This window comes from Cytobacillus sp. Bac17 (assembly GCF_024519925.1).
GTDB classification, from domain to species: Bacteria; Bacillota; Bacilli; order Bacillales; family Cytobacillaceae; genus Cytobacillus; species Cytobacillus pseudoceanisediminis.
This window is the reverse complement of the sequence record NZ_JALJRC010000009.1, coordinates 19,959-34,808: the sequence shown is the minus strand read 5'-3', so window position 1 is coordinate 34,808 and position 14,850 is coordinate 19,959. Positions and strand designations below refer to the sequence as shown.

Below are 14,850 nucleotides of genomic sequence, written 5' to 3'. Positions count from 1 at the left end.
TGAAATGGTGTGTCTTTGTTATTATATAAACAATTCCCTATTAACATTGAAACGATTGTATGTTCTAATAGTAGAAGCCCTTAATTTGAGATACCGGGTTATTTCTGTTATTTTAAGGGAAAGGCTAAAATATACATCTGTATAGAAAGCTTATTTAAGTCACTCTTTATATGGAGTTGAACGAAATGGCTAAAACAATCGTTAAAGATAAATTGAATAGACCTTTAAGAGATCTTCGTATTTCTGTCATTGACCGCTGTAATTTCCGCTGTCAATACTGCATGCCGGCAGAAGTCTTCGGCCCGGATTTCGCTTTCCTTCCAAAAAATGAACTTCTGAGCTATGAAGAAATTGAACGGCTGGCTAAAATTTTTGTAAGCCTTGGTGTGGAGAAGATCAGGTTAACAGGCGGAGAACCTCTTATGAGAAAGGATATGCCTAAACTTGTAAAAATGCTTTCAGACATTGAGGGCTTAAAAGATATAGGTCTTACCACAAATGGTGTATTGCTGCCCAAACATGCGAAAGATTTAAAGGAAGCAGGGCTGGTGAGGGTTAACATCAGTCTGGACAGTTTGGATGATGAGCTGTTTGGAAAAATAAACGGACGCAATGTGGGTGTCAAACCAGTTCTTAAAGGAATCGAGGCAGCAAAAGAAGCAGGGCTTGGCGTCAAGCTTAATATGGTTGTTAAAAAAGGCCTGAATGATTCTGAAATTGTCCCGATGGCTAAGTTCTGCAAAGATAACGGCTTACAGCTCCGCTTTATTGAATACATGGATGTCGGCAGTACAAACGGCTGGAAGATGGACGAGGTTGTTACCAAAAAAGAAATTTATGACATTTTAAAGGAACATTATTTATTGGAACCGGTAGATCCGGATTATTTCGGAGAGGTTGCCAAGCGATACCGTTATAAGGATACTGATGTAGATGTTGGGTTTATTACATCTGTTTCTGAATCTTTCTGTTCAAGCTGCACACGTTCAAGATTGTCAGCAAACGGCCAAATTTTTACATGCCTATTTAATGGAGAAGGACATGATCTGAAGGGATTTATGAGAAAAGGCGCCACGGATGAAGAAATTACTGATCGGATTGTTAATATTTGGAACGGCAGAAAAGACAGATATTCAGACGAACGGACTGAAGAGACCATTGCCAGCAGGAAAAAAATTGAAATGTCCTATATTGGAGGATAAAAAAAGCATGCTTTGCTTTGTCACGAGAAATGGACATAGGCGGGCAGGCTTTTTATTTTGTCGTTCAGACTGCAAAAAAACTGCAGCCGTTATTGGCTGCAGATCGTAATGTTTATAAATATCTTGGAAAAAGAATGTTATTCTCAAGGTGAACATGCATGAAGGTTTGGCTTTCCAGATCTTCCAGCCGCTTATACACTAGACGGTACGATCCGCATGCATCTGAAGGTGGAGTATAATCAGATGTAATTTCTCTTAATTCCTTTAAAATTGAACCTGCATGATCATGCTCTTTCTCAAGCTCCCGGATATAGCTGATGATTTCTTTGCGATTTTCAACCTGAGGATCTTCAAGCTTCAGGAGCATTGGAAAAACTGACTCTTCCTCTTTAGAAGTATGTTCAAGAAGCTCATGCTTCAGCTCAAAGAATAATTGGTGGACTTTTAAAAGCTCCTCATGGCTTTCTCCATGGACTCTTGAAACCTTTGTTACATACGGGCTTAATAGCGATAGTTCCTCCTCAAGAGGACGATGATATCGATTGATCACATGTTCAATAATGTCTTCTGATGCACTGTCTGTCCAAACCTCTAAATCATCGGTTTGGTTTTCCTTCTGAATAACCTCGTTCAGTTCTTTTATCAGAACCTCCATATCTGCAGACTGATCAGAAACTGCACGCACCAGCGGAATATTTCCACCGCAGCAAAAATCAATGCGATGACGTTTAAAAACATCACTTGTCTTTGGAAATTCATTTACAATATCTTTTACCAGACGGTCTTCTGTAAGATGTATGGTCATTGAATTTTCCTCCTTCTATCTTGTGAACTATCTAAAGAATAAACGAATTTCCTTTTTAATTTGGTGACGGGCATCACACTTGCAGGCTTTTTATAAAGTTTTTTGGGTAGGCTATTTTCGCATAAATTGTTGTTCTTTGCCTATCAATGTTGTCCGTTGATTTCCACTCCAGGCTGCTCGCTTTCCGCGGGGCGGGCGGTGAGCCTCCTCAACGCTCCGCGTCTGCGGGGTCTCACCTGTCCCGCTACTCCCGCAGGACATTGAGTAAGCTCCCTTGAGTAAACACCGCACGAAGAAAATGCGAGTGCATTTTCGAGGATCTCGCACCTTCCACTACAATCAACTCAGTAAATAATATAGAAAAAGCAACAAACCTTACGAAAACGGCCTTTGGGTAAAACCATGCACATATGAAACTGAAAGTGTGATGATTGTCATGTTATAAGTTTTCATGTACGTTTATAATAATTGAAATAGAAAAAGCGTTAAGAAAAGTACATAGGAGCTGATATAATGCTGGAAAAAAGAACTCCCATTCCTGTTGGGGAAGCAGTAAAAAAAATCATGGCCTATCAATTAAAAGGAAGTGCAGAATACATATCCATTAATGAAAGCAACGGTCGTTTTCTTGCAGAAGACTTAAAAGCGACCCATGATGTCCCTCATTTTGACCGATCACCATATGATGGATTTGCTGTTCGTTCAGCAGATACAAAGGAAGCTTCAATGGAAAATCCCGCAGTATTTGAGGTAGTAGATCATATTGGCGCAGGGCATGTAACTTCCAAAAACATTGGTCCATTCCAGGCTGTGAGAATTATGACTGGTGCGCAAATGCCTGAAGAATGTGATGCCGTAGTAATGCTCGAGCTGGCAAAAGCATATGAAGAAGACGGTAAGAATTTTATGTCCATTAAACGCTCCTATAATAGTGGAGACAATGTTTCCTTCAAGGGCGAAGATGCGAAAAAAGGAGATTCACTGGTCAAGAAGGGGACAAAAATCAACCCGGGAATTCAGGCTATTCTTGCTACCTTTGGCTATGCCGAAGTACCGGTTGCAAAGAAGCCTGTTATCGGATTATTTGCAACAGGCACAGAGCTATTGGAAGTACACGAACCGCTGCAGCCAGGGAAAATCAGAAACAGCAATGCCCATATGATTACAGCCCAAATTGAAAGGGCTGGGGCGGAAGTTATTTATTATGGAAAGCTCCCTGATGAATTTGATACATGTTTCGATGCTGTGAAAGAAGCATTGAACAGCGTGGATATACTGATTACTACTGGCGGTGTATCTGTAGGCGATTTTGATTATCTGCCGGGCATTTACGAAAAGCTTGGGGCAGAGGTCCTTTTCAATAAAGTTGCGATGCGGCCCGGAAGTGTGACTACAGTTGCCCAGCATGAAGGGAAGCTTTTGTTTGGACTTTCCGGAAATCCTTCTGCCTGCTATGTCGGATTTGAGCTTTTTGCAAGACCGATTATCCGGAAAATGCTGTTCTCTGAGAAGCCGCATTTAAGAAAAGAAACTGCAGAGCTCGTGGCTGAGTTTCCAAAAGCAAATCCATTTACACGATTTGTCCGGACAGCTGTGAATTATTCAGGAGGCAGACTGGTTGCGGCGCCAAGCGGAGTGGATAAATCAAACATTGTGATGAGTCTCGCCGGCGCGAATTCACTAATGATTCTGCCCGGCGGAACTAGAGGCTATGGCATGGGCGACATTGTTGAGGTGCTATTGCTTGAGGACCATGAAGGAAGCGAATGGCCATGGTAAAGGAACCTGTTATTTTTCAGGTATCCGGCTATCAAAACAGTGGAAAAACAACATTGGTTAACAAAATAATTTCCGGATTAAAAGGGAAGGGCCTTTCTGTCGTTACCATTAAGCATCATGGTCATGGAGGCAAACCCGAAACCCCAGAAGGAAAGGATTCCAGCAATCATATTGAATCAGGAGCAGACGCTTCAATTGTTGAGGGTGGCGGCAGACTGCTTTTACAAGCTGAGAAGAAAAGCTGGAGCCTGGAGGAGCAAATTAATATTGCCGTGCAGCTGCAGCCTGATGTAGTGCTTATTGAAGGTCATAAAAAGGCTTCATACCCTAAAGCACTCATGCTCAGAAGTGATGAAGATAGGTACCTTATAGAGGAACTGACAAATATCTGTGCACTCTTCTGCTGGGAAGATAAAGTGATTAAGCACAAGGCTGCAGATTTGGAAACTCCGTTTTTCAGCATCCGTGATCCCAAAGGCACTGAGTGGATTATTGAGTATTTAGTGAGCGAAAGTAAGAAAAAGAAATAAAATTAAACAAAACAGTCCATTTTTTTTTGGAGCTGTTTTTAATAATTCTCTAAAAGTTGAACGTTTTGTGGCGATTTGTTTACCAGTGATAATCTTCACTTATTATTTACGCGGAAAATTATATATTATTGGCAGAAAGCAGCGGGGAGGTATTATGGATGAAGTTATTTATGCCAAAACAGCATGGAGCCTGGGCAATGCTGATCCTGCCATTTTGGCTCGGGGCGGCGGCATCTGATATTATTTGGTCTCATATCCCGTTTTTTTTAGGATGGATATTATTATATCTGGCTACTTATCCTGGCCTTCTTCTATTTAAAAGAAAAAGGATGGCTTTTTATGCAAAGTGGGCTATTATTTATTTGGTTCCGGCTATTTTACTGCTATTATTCCCTTTACTGGCAAGGCCGTCGATTATCATATTTGGACTTCTTATGATTCCTTTTTTTATCATTAATGCACGCTATTCGTCTAATAACAGAGATAGGGCATTGGGTAACGACTTTAGTGCCATTAGTGCCTTTTCCATAGCAGGCCTTGCGAGCAGCTATTTGCCGCATGGGGAAATTACACCGCTGGCCTGGACAGTATTTGCAGCTTCCATTTCATTTTTTGCCGGAAGCACCTTCTATGTAAAATCAATGATCAGGGAAAAGAAAAACATTTCCTTCAAATGGATTTCGTGGATCTTTCATGCTGCGGTACCGATCCTCTGGCTGCTGGCAGGTGGATGGATTGTATCTGCAGCGTTTCTTCCCAGCCTTTTTCGGTCCATTACATTTTATGGGAAATCATTTACACCTAAAAAAATTGGGATATATGAAATTGCGAATGCAGCCATATTCTTTTTCATGTTATTACTTGCCATTCATAATTAAAGACCGGCCTGACCAGGCCGGTTTTTTAATTTATCCAGAAATAGCTGTGCTGAGTATAAATAAATATTAGAAATCTTTAAAACTTCAGTAAAATAGGTTGCAATTTTTTCTTTCAGTTTCTATAATAAGAGAAACATAAATTCATAAATATGTATATAAATGATTAAATATACAATTAAGTGTGGAAGGAGCAATTATGAACGTTTCAATCATCGGAACAACCGGATATGGGGGTGCGGAATTGCTCCGTATCCTTAAACAGCATCCAGAATTTAATATTAAATCGATTCATTCAACGAAAGAAGATCTGCCCATTTGGAATGAATATCCCCATCTATATGAAATCATTGACAAGAACTTACAGGGGATTGATCCAGCTCAAATAGCAGACCAGTCTGATATTGTTTTTCTGGCAACACCATCTGGAGTATCAGGGAAACTTGCTGAAAATTTTTCAGGCAAGAATATAAAGGTAATTGACCTTTCCGGTGATCTTCGAATCCCAGCTCAAGCCTATCTGGAGTGGTATAAACACACTCCTGCTAACGAATCTCTGGTAGAAAAAGCAGTATATGGGCTTCCTGAGTGGCATCATGACGAAATAGCTTCCGCAGAAATCATATCTAATCCTGGGTGCTATCCAACAGCTGCTCTGTTAAGTCTTGCACCAGTTGTAAAAGAAAATTTAATAAAGCCCGATAGCATTGTGGTCGATGCAAAGTCCGGTGTGTCAGGGGCAGGAAGGGCGCTTTCAAGATCAACAAGCTATGCAGAAGCTAATGAAAACCTGCGTGTTTATAAGGTAAACCAGCACCAGCATACACCTGAGATCGAACAGCAGCTGATGAAATGGAATTCCGCTCTAAAGCCGATTACATTCACGACCCATCTTCTTCCTATCACAAGAGGCATTATGACAACCAGCTATGTTCAGCTGACAAAAGAATACACTTCTTCTCAAATTCTTGAACTTTATCAATCAGTTTATGAAAAACAGCCGTTTATTCGAATTCGTCCTGAAAATTCTTTCCCTTCCGTAAAAGAGGTGGCAGGCTCTAATTTTTGCGATATAGGTGTTCATGTGGATTCCAGAACGGGCAGACTGACAATAGTTTCAGTGATTGATAATTTAATGAAGGGAGCAGCCGGGCAGGCTGTACAAAATGCCAATATTATGAGCAAATTGGATGAAAAAGCAGGTCTCGGATTTGTACCGCTCTATCCATAAGGAGGAAAGATAAATGCAATTAGTATCTCAAACTGAAGTAACCGAACTGCCGACAGGAAGCATCATAACACCGAAAGGCTTTACCGCAGCTGGCGTCCATGCAGGGCTGCGCTATTCAAAAAAGGACCTGGGAATTATATTAAGCGATACTCCTGCACAATGTGCAGCTGTCTATACAACAAGCCATTTTCAGGCTGCCCCTTTAAAAGTTACTCAGGAAAGCATTGCAGCAGAAGGCCTCATTCAGGCTGTTATAGTAAATAGTGCATGTGCCAATGCCTGTACAGGGGACCAGGGGCTAAAGGATGCTTATCAAATGAGAAAATCAGCTGCAGATAAATTCAATTTAAAGGAACAGCATGTGGCGGTTGCCTCTACTGGTGTCATTGGAGAATATATGCAGATGGATAAGATAGAAGAGGGCATTAAGATGCTGAAGCCAGGCAATGAGGCATTACACTCAGAGGATTTTCAAACAGCTATATTAACAACGGATTTAGTGATGAAGAAGTGCTGCTATTCGGCAGTAATCGATGGGAAAACCGTTACAATGGGCGGCTCGGCAAAGGGGTCTGGAATGATTCATCCCAATATGGCAACCATGCTTGCGTTTATCACAACAGATGCAAATATAGACTGCGGAGATTTGCAATTTGCATTGAAACAGGTTACCGATCGAACATTCAATCAGATAACCGTTGATGGAGATACCTCAACAAATGATATGGTATTGGTCATGGCCAATGGAACCAGCGGTATAAATAAACTTTCGCCGAACCATCCAGATTGGGATGTATTTATACAGATGCTTTCTCAAACGAGTGAAAGTCTTGCCAAACAGATTGCAAAAGATGGTGAGGGAGCAACAAAGCTGATAGAAGTGGAGGTATCAGGGACAAAGTCGGATGACGATGCCAGAATGATTGCTAAACAGATTGTCGGCTCGAACCTTGTTAAGACTGCTATATATGGAGCGGATGCCAATTGGGGCAGAATTATCGGGGCAATCGGACAGAGCCAGCCAGCTATTGATCCGTCTTCGGTAGATATCGCAATCGGACCTATAGTCATGCTGAAAAATAGTGTTCCACTGGCATTTTCTGAAGAAGAAGCAAAAGAGTACTTATCAAATGCCGCCATTCAGATTACTGTGAATCTTCACCAGGGAGCAGGCAAAGGGAAGGCCTGGGGATGTGACTTATCCTATGATTATGTCAAAATCAATGCAAGCTATCGTACCTGAGGGGGATGCCATTTGAAAAGTATTGTCATTAAGTGCGGAGGCAGTGTAATGGAAGAGCTGGGAGATGCTTTCTTTGATAGTCTTTTAGAGTTGAAGAAGGAAGAATACCAGATTGTTTTTGTTCACGGTGGAGGGCCGGCAATTAACAGCATGCTGGAACTTTTTAATATCCCTCATGAATTTGTCAATGGGCTAAGAAAAACGACTCCGGAAGTTCTGGAGGTAGCAGAGATGGTCTTGTCAGGACAATCCAACCGCAAGCTTACCTCAATGATCGAACTGCATGGATTGAGAGGGTTTGGCGTAAATGGCAGTGATGCGGGGTTGCTAAAGGCAGAATTTATCAATCAGGATGAGCTTGGACTGGTTGGTGAAATAACGGCAGTTAATCAGTCGGTACTGGAAATGTTATTTAATGAAGACCTGGTCCCTGTCATTACTCCTATTGCAGCTGCAGAAGGCGGGATGAAATTGAATATCAATGCCGACTATGCGGCGGCAGCCGTTGCCAATGCCATTAAAGCTGAACATTGCATCTTTGTAACGGATGTAAAGGGAATATCCATTGACGGCAACCTCTCTCCTCAGCTTGACGCGGATGAAATTGAACAGCATATTAACGATAAAAAAATTACAGGCGGAATGATTCCAAAGGTTACCTCTGCCTTGAACCTAATCAGCAAAGGGCTAAATAGCGTAATGATTGTATCAGGAAAAGAAAAGTTTTATGAGGAAGGCATATGGAACGGTACGAATATATCTGCCAAGAAGGAGGTCTTAACTTGAGTAATCTATTTCCAACGTATGCCCGGTGGGAAGTGGAGCCGGAAAAAGCAGAAGGAAGTTATCTTTTTGATAAAAATAAGAAGCGCTATTTGGACTTCACCTCAGGGATTGGAGTCTGCAATCTTGGTCACCGTCCAGCAGCTGTACAAAAATCAATCAATGAACAGCTGAATAAATTCTGGCATGTTTCCAATTTATATATACAGGATCAGCAGGAGGCTGCAGCAAAGACTCTCTCTGAAGCTGCGGGCATGGACCTTGTATTCTTTGCCAACAGCGGAGCAGAAGCAAATGAAGCAGCGATTAAGCTTGCAAGAAAAGCTTCGGGAAGGAAAAAAATCATTACTTTTCAGCAATCATTCCACGGGAGAACCTTTGCCACAATGGCTGCAACTGGCCAGGAAAAAATTAAAAAAGGCTATGGTTCCATGCTTGAGACTTTTAAGTATGTTCCTTTTAATGATATTAATGCATTGGAGGAAGAGATTGACGCGGAAACAGCGGCTGTAATGCTGGAAATTGTACAGGGTGAAGGCGGGATTCACATTGGGAATCAGGAGTTTCTTACAAAAACTGAGCAGCTTTGCAAAGAATATGGGGCGCTCCTGATTGTAGATGAAATTCAGACCGGCATTGGCAGAACGGGTAAAGCCTTTGGATTTCAGCATTTTGACCTTACGCCCGATATCGTAACCGCAGCTAAAGGCCTGGGAAGCGGATTGCCAATAGGCGCAGTGATTGGAAAAAAAGCATTGGAAGAAGTATTTGGACCAGGAAGCCATGGATCAACATTCGGCGGGAACCCGATCAGCATTGCAGCAGCTATTGCTACAATGAAGACAATATTTGATGATGATTTTTTACAAGGCGTTCAGGAAAAGAGTGCATATCTTGCTGACAAATTGGCTGAATCGCTTGAACAGATTGAAGCTGTTAAGGAGATTCGCTATCTTGGTTTAATGGTCGGTATTGAATTAGATATCCCCCTTCCATCTTTGTTAAAGGAATTAAGAGCCAATTGCTTGCTTGCATTGCCTGCTGGGGAAAATGTTTTGCGGCTGCTGCCTCCGCTGACAGCATCAAAATCTGAAATAGATGAAGCGGTGCAAATTCTGCAATCCACACTAAAGGAATTTTCAAAATCAGCTGTTTAAGCTGTATTATTTTTCAAGTGTATGAATAAAAATTAACTAGGTTATATAAATATACAGATAGCTTTGGGGTGTTGATAATGGAAGGATACCTTCATTTAAATAGCGGCCATTCCTATAAAGGCCAATGGCTGACGGATCAGCCTGAAAAGGATGTAGAAGGGGAAATCGTTTTTTTTACAGGAATGACAGGCTACCAGGAAGTATTGACAGATCCCTCTTATAAGGACCAAATTATTGTGTTTACCTATCCTTTAATCGGAAATTACGGAATAAATGAGTCTGATTTTGAGAGTAAGAAACCTCATGTGGCAGGGGTTATTGTTTATGAAGGAAGCAGAAATCCTTCGCATTACAAATCGGCTTATTCGCTTCAGGAATACCTTCAGAAATGGAATATTCCATTATTAGGGCATATGGATACCCGATCAATTGTAAAGAAAATCCGTTCAGAAGGAAGCATGCCGGCAAAAATGTCTTCTTCGGAAACTGCCCCCGGCGGATTGCTGCTTCGAAAGGATAAAAAAGTTTGCAAAGTATCTTCGCAAACAATGGAGTGCTGTGGAGAGGGAAGCATTCATATAGTTGTCATCGATTTTGGCGCTAAAAAATCAATTGTGGATTCATTGCTGAAAAGAGCGTGCAAGGTTACATCTGTTCCTTACAATACAAGCTTTGAACAGATTAAAAAACTAAATCCAGACGGTGTAGTGCTTTCAAACGGGCCTGGAGATCCTAAAGAATTAAAAAGCATCCTTCCGGAATTAAAAAAGGTGCTGGAGCAGTATCCGGCATTGGGAATTTGTCTTGGCCACCAACTGGCTGCTTTAGCATTTGGCGGCAACACAAAAAAACTGTCCTTCGGCCATAGGGGTGCCAACCACCCGATTGCGGACATGAAGAAGGGCACAGTATTTATGTCATCACAAAATCATAGCTATGTGGTTGATGAAGAAAGCATAAAAGATACCGGGTTTAAAACCCGCTATGTAAACCTGCATGACCAGTCAATTGAGGGACTAATGCATAAGGTCCTGCCAATCCATACGGTCCAATTCCATCCGGAAGCCCATCCGGGACCTGCGGATGGTGATTATATTTTTGATGAGTTTATGAACATGATTCAAGAGGAGAATAGGAGAGTTTTCGCTTATGCCTAAAGACACCAGCATCCAATCCATATTAGTAATCGGCTCCGGCCCGATTGTCATCGGGCAGGCAGCAGAATTTGACTACGCAGGAACACAGGCCTGCGCAGCATTAAAGGAAGAAGGCTATAAGGTTATCCTTGTTAATAACAATCCGGCTACCATTATGTCTGACAAAGCTTTTGCAGACAAAGTCTACTTTGAGCCGATGACAGCTGACAGCCTTGAGAAGATTATAAAGATAGAACGTCCCGATGGCCTGCTTGCCACACTGGGAGGCCAGACAGGTTTAAATCTTGCTTTTAAACTGAGTGAATCAGGTGTGCTTGAACATTATGGAGTGAAGCTTTTGGGCAGCAGCATTGAATCCATTAAGAAAGGCGAAGACCGGGAAGCTTTTCGTAAGCTGATGAACGAGCTTAACGAACCTGTTCCCGAAAGCATCATTGTCCATGAAGTAAATGAAGCCATCCAATTTGCCCGCGAAATTGGATTTCCTATTATCGTCCGTCCAGCTTATACTCTTGGCGGAACAGGAGGAGGTATAGCAGGAGATTTTGATGAACTGACATCTTTGGTGCAGGGCGGTTTAAAAGAGAGTGCGATCAGCCAATGCCTGGTTGAAAAAAGCATAGCAGGATTTAAGGAAGTAGAATACGAGGTCATGCGGGATTCACAGAATACGTGCATCACTATATGCAATATGGAAAACATTGATCCTGTAGGAGTTCATACCGGTGACTCAATTGTTGTCGCACCTTCACAAACCTTAACAGATGATGAGTATCAGATGCTGAGAACAGCTTCTATCAAGATCATATCCGAGCTTGGCATTATTGGAGGGTGCAACATTCAGTTTGCCCTTGATCCTCATAGCAAGAATTATTACCTAATTGAAGTCAATCCTCGAGTCAGCAGGTCATCTGCCCTTGCTTCCAAAGCAACAGGCTATCCAATTGCCAGAATGGCTGCAAAGCTTGCCGTCGGGTATACCTTATCGGAAATTATCAACCCTGTAACAGGAGATACTTTTGCAAGCTTTGAACCAGCCCTGGATTATGTCATCGTTAAGTTTCCAAAATGGCCATTTGATAAATTTCCTTCTGCGGACCGCAAACTCGGAACGCAGATGAAAGCAACCGGAGAAGTAATGGGGATTGACCGGAATCTCGAACGGGCTCTCTTAAAGGCAATCCATTCACTTGAAGTGAAGGTGAATGATTTGAAATCACCTGGCTTATCAGCTAAATCGGTTACCTCACTTGAGGAACTGCTGTTAAAGCAGACTGATGAAAGATTCTTTACCGTAATTGAATTACTCCGGAGAAATTACTCATTGCAAGCTTTACACTCTATCACAAAAATTGATTATTTCTATCTCAATATACTCAATGAAATGGTAAAGCTGGAAAGGCAAATCTCTGCTTTAACACTTGATGAAGCAACAAAAGAAGAGCTGCAGCTATTTAAGGAAAAGGGCTTTAGTGATAAGTTTCTTGCATTGGAATGGAAAGTTTCGGAAAAAGCAGTCAGGGACAAACGCAAAAAGGCTGGCATTCTGCCTGCCTATAAAATGGTTGACACATGCGCAGCTGAATTTGAAGCACAATCTAATTATTATTACTCCAGTTATTTTGGCGAAAATGAACAAGTAAAGAGTGATAAGAGGAAAGTCCTGATTATTGGAAGCGGCCCCATCAGAATTGGCCAGGGCATTGAATTTGATTATTGCTCCGTTCAGGGAGTATTTGCTCTGAGGGATGAAGGCGTTGAGACAATCATGATCAATAATAACCCTGAAACGGTAAGTACGGATTATACAACCGCTGACAGGCTTTATTTTGAACCGCTAATTCTTGAGGATATCTTAAATGTTATTGAAGCAGAAGGGATTTCAGAAGTCATTGTGCAGCTTGGCGGGCAGACAGCTCTGAATCTGGCATCCGCACTTGAAAGTTATGGTGTTACCCTGCTTGGAACTGACTCAAATACCATAGATGCATTAGAGGACCGGAAGCTATTTTATCAGCTGCTGGATGATTTGAATATTCCGCGGATAAAAGGTGATGTTGTCCACTCAGAAGAAGAGCTAAAAGAAGCAGCCGAAAACATTGGATTCCCGATTCTTGTCCGCCCATCCTATGTTATAGGAGGGAGAGGGATGGAACGTATTTCTTCATCATCTGAGCTGGAGGGTTATTTAGCGAAAGGTGATGTCCCTTATCCGATTTTAATTGATCAATTCGTGCATGCTTCAGAAGCTGAGCTTGATCTGGCAGCAGACGGAAATCATATCTGTGCACCTGCAATTATGGAGCATATTGAAAAAACGGGTGTTCACTCTGGCGACAGCATGTCCGTTCTCCCGCCGCAAAATCTTTCAGAAAATGTCCAGAATAAAATGCTAGCCTTTGCAAAAGCCATTGTGCAAAAGCTCCGGTATAAAGGACTCATGAATATTCAGTATATCGTTAACGGCGAAGAAGTATTTATTCTTGAAATAAACCCTCGTGCAAGCAGAACTGTACCAATTATCAGCAAGGTAACAGGCGTACAGCTAGTGGGGATTGCGACAAAAATATTGCTTGGGAAATATAGTTTGTCGAAAGATGAAATTCCGGATGCTGCAAAACTCCCATTTGTATGTGTGAAATTCCCGGTTTTCTCTAATTATGCTTTAAAGGGATTGGACAGCAAAGTAGGTCCTGAAATGAAATCAACAGGAGAGGCCATTTCACTCGCACCAAATTTTGAGGCGGCAATCAGAAAGTCTTTCCATGCTGGTTTAAATGATGCTAAAGGCAAATGTGTCGTAATTGCAAACTCTCCAGAAACAGAAGAACTAACTCATTATATTAATAAGGCTAAAGTAGTACCTGTTTTTCTGACTCAAGGCAATATGGATTGGAATGTCCAGGAAACCTTCGCCTTATATAATCCTGGCATAAGTGAAGAAGATAAGAGAATGAGAGAAATGGGAACCAAAAACAGAATTTTGACTTTCAGTGAAAAAGAAACGCTTATTGCATTATTAAAATCAATGTCTGCAGGCGATTGGGATGTTAAATCCATTGAAGATTGGCAGGGCATTAAAAATAATACTGGAGAAAAGGAAGTGGGCGTCTTATGATTTCAATTCAGGCTGCGGATAAGGGTATAAATATAAAAGGAAAAGATTTTCTAACACTTGCAGACTTTTCATCAGAGGAAATTAAGGGGCTGCTGGAAAAAGCAAAGCAATTAAAAGAAGCTCATCTGCAGGGTGCAGAAACTCCCATCCTAAAAGGCAAAATTCTTGGCATGATTTTTGAAAAGTCATCTACACGCACAAGAGTTTCCTTTGAAGCAGGTATGCTGCAGCTTGGGGGCCATGCCTTATATTTAAACAGCCAGGACCTGCAGCTTGGAAGAGGAGAAAGCATTGCGGATACAGCTAAAGTGCTTTCACAGTATGTTGATGCGATTATGATCCGCACATTCTCCCATGCAAAGATCCAGGAACTGGCTCATCATGCGGACATTCCGGTCATTAACGGCTTGACCGATCTTTATCATCCGTGCCAGGCTCTTGCCGATCTCCTTACAATTGAAGAGAAAAATGGGGAGTTAAAAGGCCAAAACCTGGTATATGTAGGCGATGGCAATAATGTGGCCCATTCTTTAATGATTGCTTCTGCCAAGATGGGGGTAAATATCACGATTGCCTGTCCTATAGGGTATGAGCCAGATAATTTTGTTCTCCAGCAATCACAAGAGTTTGCCGAACAAAGCGGTTCAAAGGTAAAGATAACATCTAACCCTGAAGAAGCGGTTGCTAATGCCGATGCCATCTATACAGATGTCTGGACGAGCATGGGACAGGAAGATGAGAATGAACAGAGGCTGAAAGACTTTGCTGATTATCAGGTTAATGAATATCTTGTCCAAAAAGCCAAAAAAGATTACGTCTTTTTGCATTGCCTGCCTGCCCATCGCGGTGAGGAAGTTACAGTGGAGGTCATTGATGGAAATAATTCCGCTGTCTTTCAGCAGGCTGGGAACAGGCTTCATGTTCAAAAAGCCATTCTTTCAGAGATATTATAATGAAAAAGCCTTCTCAG

12 protein-coding genes are annotated in these 14,850 nt (G+C 41.8%); 11 read left to right on the top strand and 1 reads right to left on the bottom strand.

Annotated elements, in window-relative coordinates; all coding sequences use genetic code 11:
- The first annotated feature begins 185 nt into the window (after window positions 1-185).
- Window positions 186-1,202, top strand: coding sequence for a GTP 3',8-cyclase MoaA (gene moaA / locus NR125_RS12875; protein WP_009331249.1), 1,017 nt, complete (start codon window positions 186-188; stop codon window positions 1,200-1,202).
- A gap of 112 nt (window positions 1,203-1,314) precedes the next feature.
- Here the strand turns inward: moaA and ric are convergent, their stop codons facing one another.
- Window positions 1,315-2,007 (bottom strand): iron-sulfur cluster repair di-iron protein, encoded by a 693-nt coding sequence (ric, locus tag NR125_RS12870; protein ID WP_009331248.1) that lies wholly within the window; start codon window positions 2,005-2,007, stop codon window positions 1,315-1,317.
- A 513-nt stretch (window positions 2,008-2,520) separates the two neighbouring features.
- On the opposite strand from ric, the gene NR125_RS12865 reads away from it, so the two are divergent.
- The 10 genes from NR125_RS12865 to argF all read left to right on the top strand — a co-directional run bounded on the left by NR125_RS12865 (window position 2,521) and on the right by argF (window position 14,833).
- Window positions 2,521-3,786: a molybdopterin molybdotransferase MoeA gene (locus tag NR125_RS12865; protein ID WP_019381466.1), complete on the top strand. Its 1,266-nt coding sequence runs from the start codon at window positions 2,521-2,523 to the stop codon at window positions 3,784-3,786.
- The gene (gene mobB / locus NR125_RS12860; protein WP_192908352.1) at window positions 3,774-4,316 is read left to right on the top strand and encodes a molybdopterin-guanine dinucleotide biosynthesis protein B; all 543 of its coding nucleotides are present in this window, start codon (window positions 3,774-3,776) and stop codon (window positions 4,314-4,316) included. The genes NR125_RS12865 and mobB overlap by 13 nt, the downstream gene beginning before the upstream one ends.
- Before the next feature lie 158 nt (window positions 4,317-4,474).
- Entirely contained in the window at window positions 4,475-5,194 is a 720-nt protein-coding gene (locus tag NR125_RS12855; RefSeq protein ID WP_192908353.1) for a YwiC-like family protein, read from the top strand.
- 196 nt (window positions 5,195-5,390) lie between these two features.
- Window positions 5,391-6,422, top strand: a complete 1,032-nt coding sequence (gene argC, locus NR125_RS12850; RefSeq protein WP_192908354.1) for an N-acetyl-gamma-glutamyl-phosphate reductase — start codon at window positions 5,391-5,393, stop codon at window positions 6,420-6,422.
- A gap of 13 nt (window positions 6,423-6,435) precedes the next feature.
- Window positions 6,436-7,665 (top strand): bifunctional ornithine acetyltransferase/N-acetylglutamate synthase, encoded by a 1,230-nt coding sequence (gene argJ / locus NR125_RS12845; protein WP_071157539.1) that lies wholly within the window; start codon window positions 6,436-6,438, stop codon window positions 7,663-7,665.
- A gap of 12 nt (window positions 7,666-7,677) precedes the next feature.
- On the top strand, window positions 7,678-8,451 hold the full coding sequence (gene argB, locus NR125_RS12840; protein ID WP_192908356.1) for an acetylglutamate kinase: 774 nt from the start codon (window positions 7,678-7,680) through the stop codon (window positions 8,449-8,451).
- Window positions 8,448-9,605, top strand: coding sequence for an acetylornithine transaminase (locus tag NR125_RS12835; protein ID WP_019381471.1), 1,158 nt, complete (start codon window positions 8,448-8,450; stop codon window positions 9,603-9,605). Before argB ends, NR125_RS12835 begins: the two co-directional genes overlap by 4 nt.
- A 77-nt stretch (window positions 9,606-9,682) precedes the next feature.
- Window positions 9,683-10,762, top strand: a complete 1,080-nt coding sequence (locus NR125_RS12830; RefSeq protein ID WP_192908357.1) for a carbamoyl phosphate synthase small subunit — start codon at window positions 9,683-9,685, stop codon at window positions 10,760-10,762.
- On the top strand, window positions 10,755-13,880 hold the full coding sequence (locus tag NR125_RS12825; RefSeq protein WP_192908358.1) for a carbamoyl-phosphate synthase (glutamine-hydrolyzing) large subunit: 3,126 nt from the start codon (window positions 10,755-10,757) through the stop codon (window positions 13,878-13,880). Before NR125_RS12830 ends, NR125_RS12825 begins: the two co-directional genes overlap by 8 nt.
- On the top strand, window positions 13,877-14,833 hold the full coding sequence (gene argF, locus NR125_RS12820; protein ID WP_192908359.1) for an ornithine carbamoyltransferase: 957 nt from the start codon (window positions 13,877-13,879) through the stop codon (window positions 14,831-14,833). The genes NR125_RS12825 and argF overlap by 4 nt, the downstream gene beginning before the upstream one ends.
- Window positions 14,834-14,850: the final 17 nt, after the last annotated feature.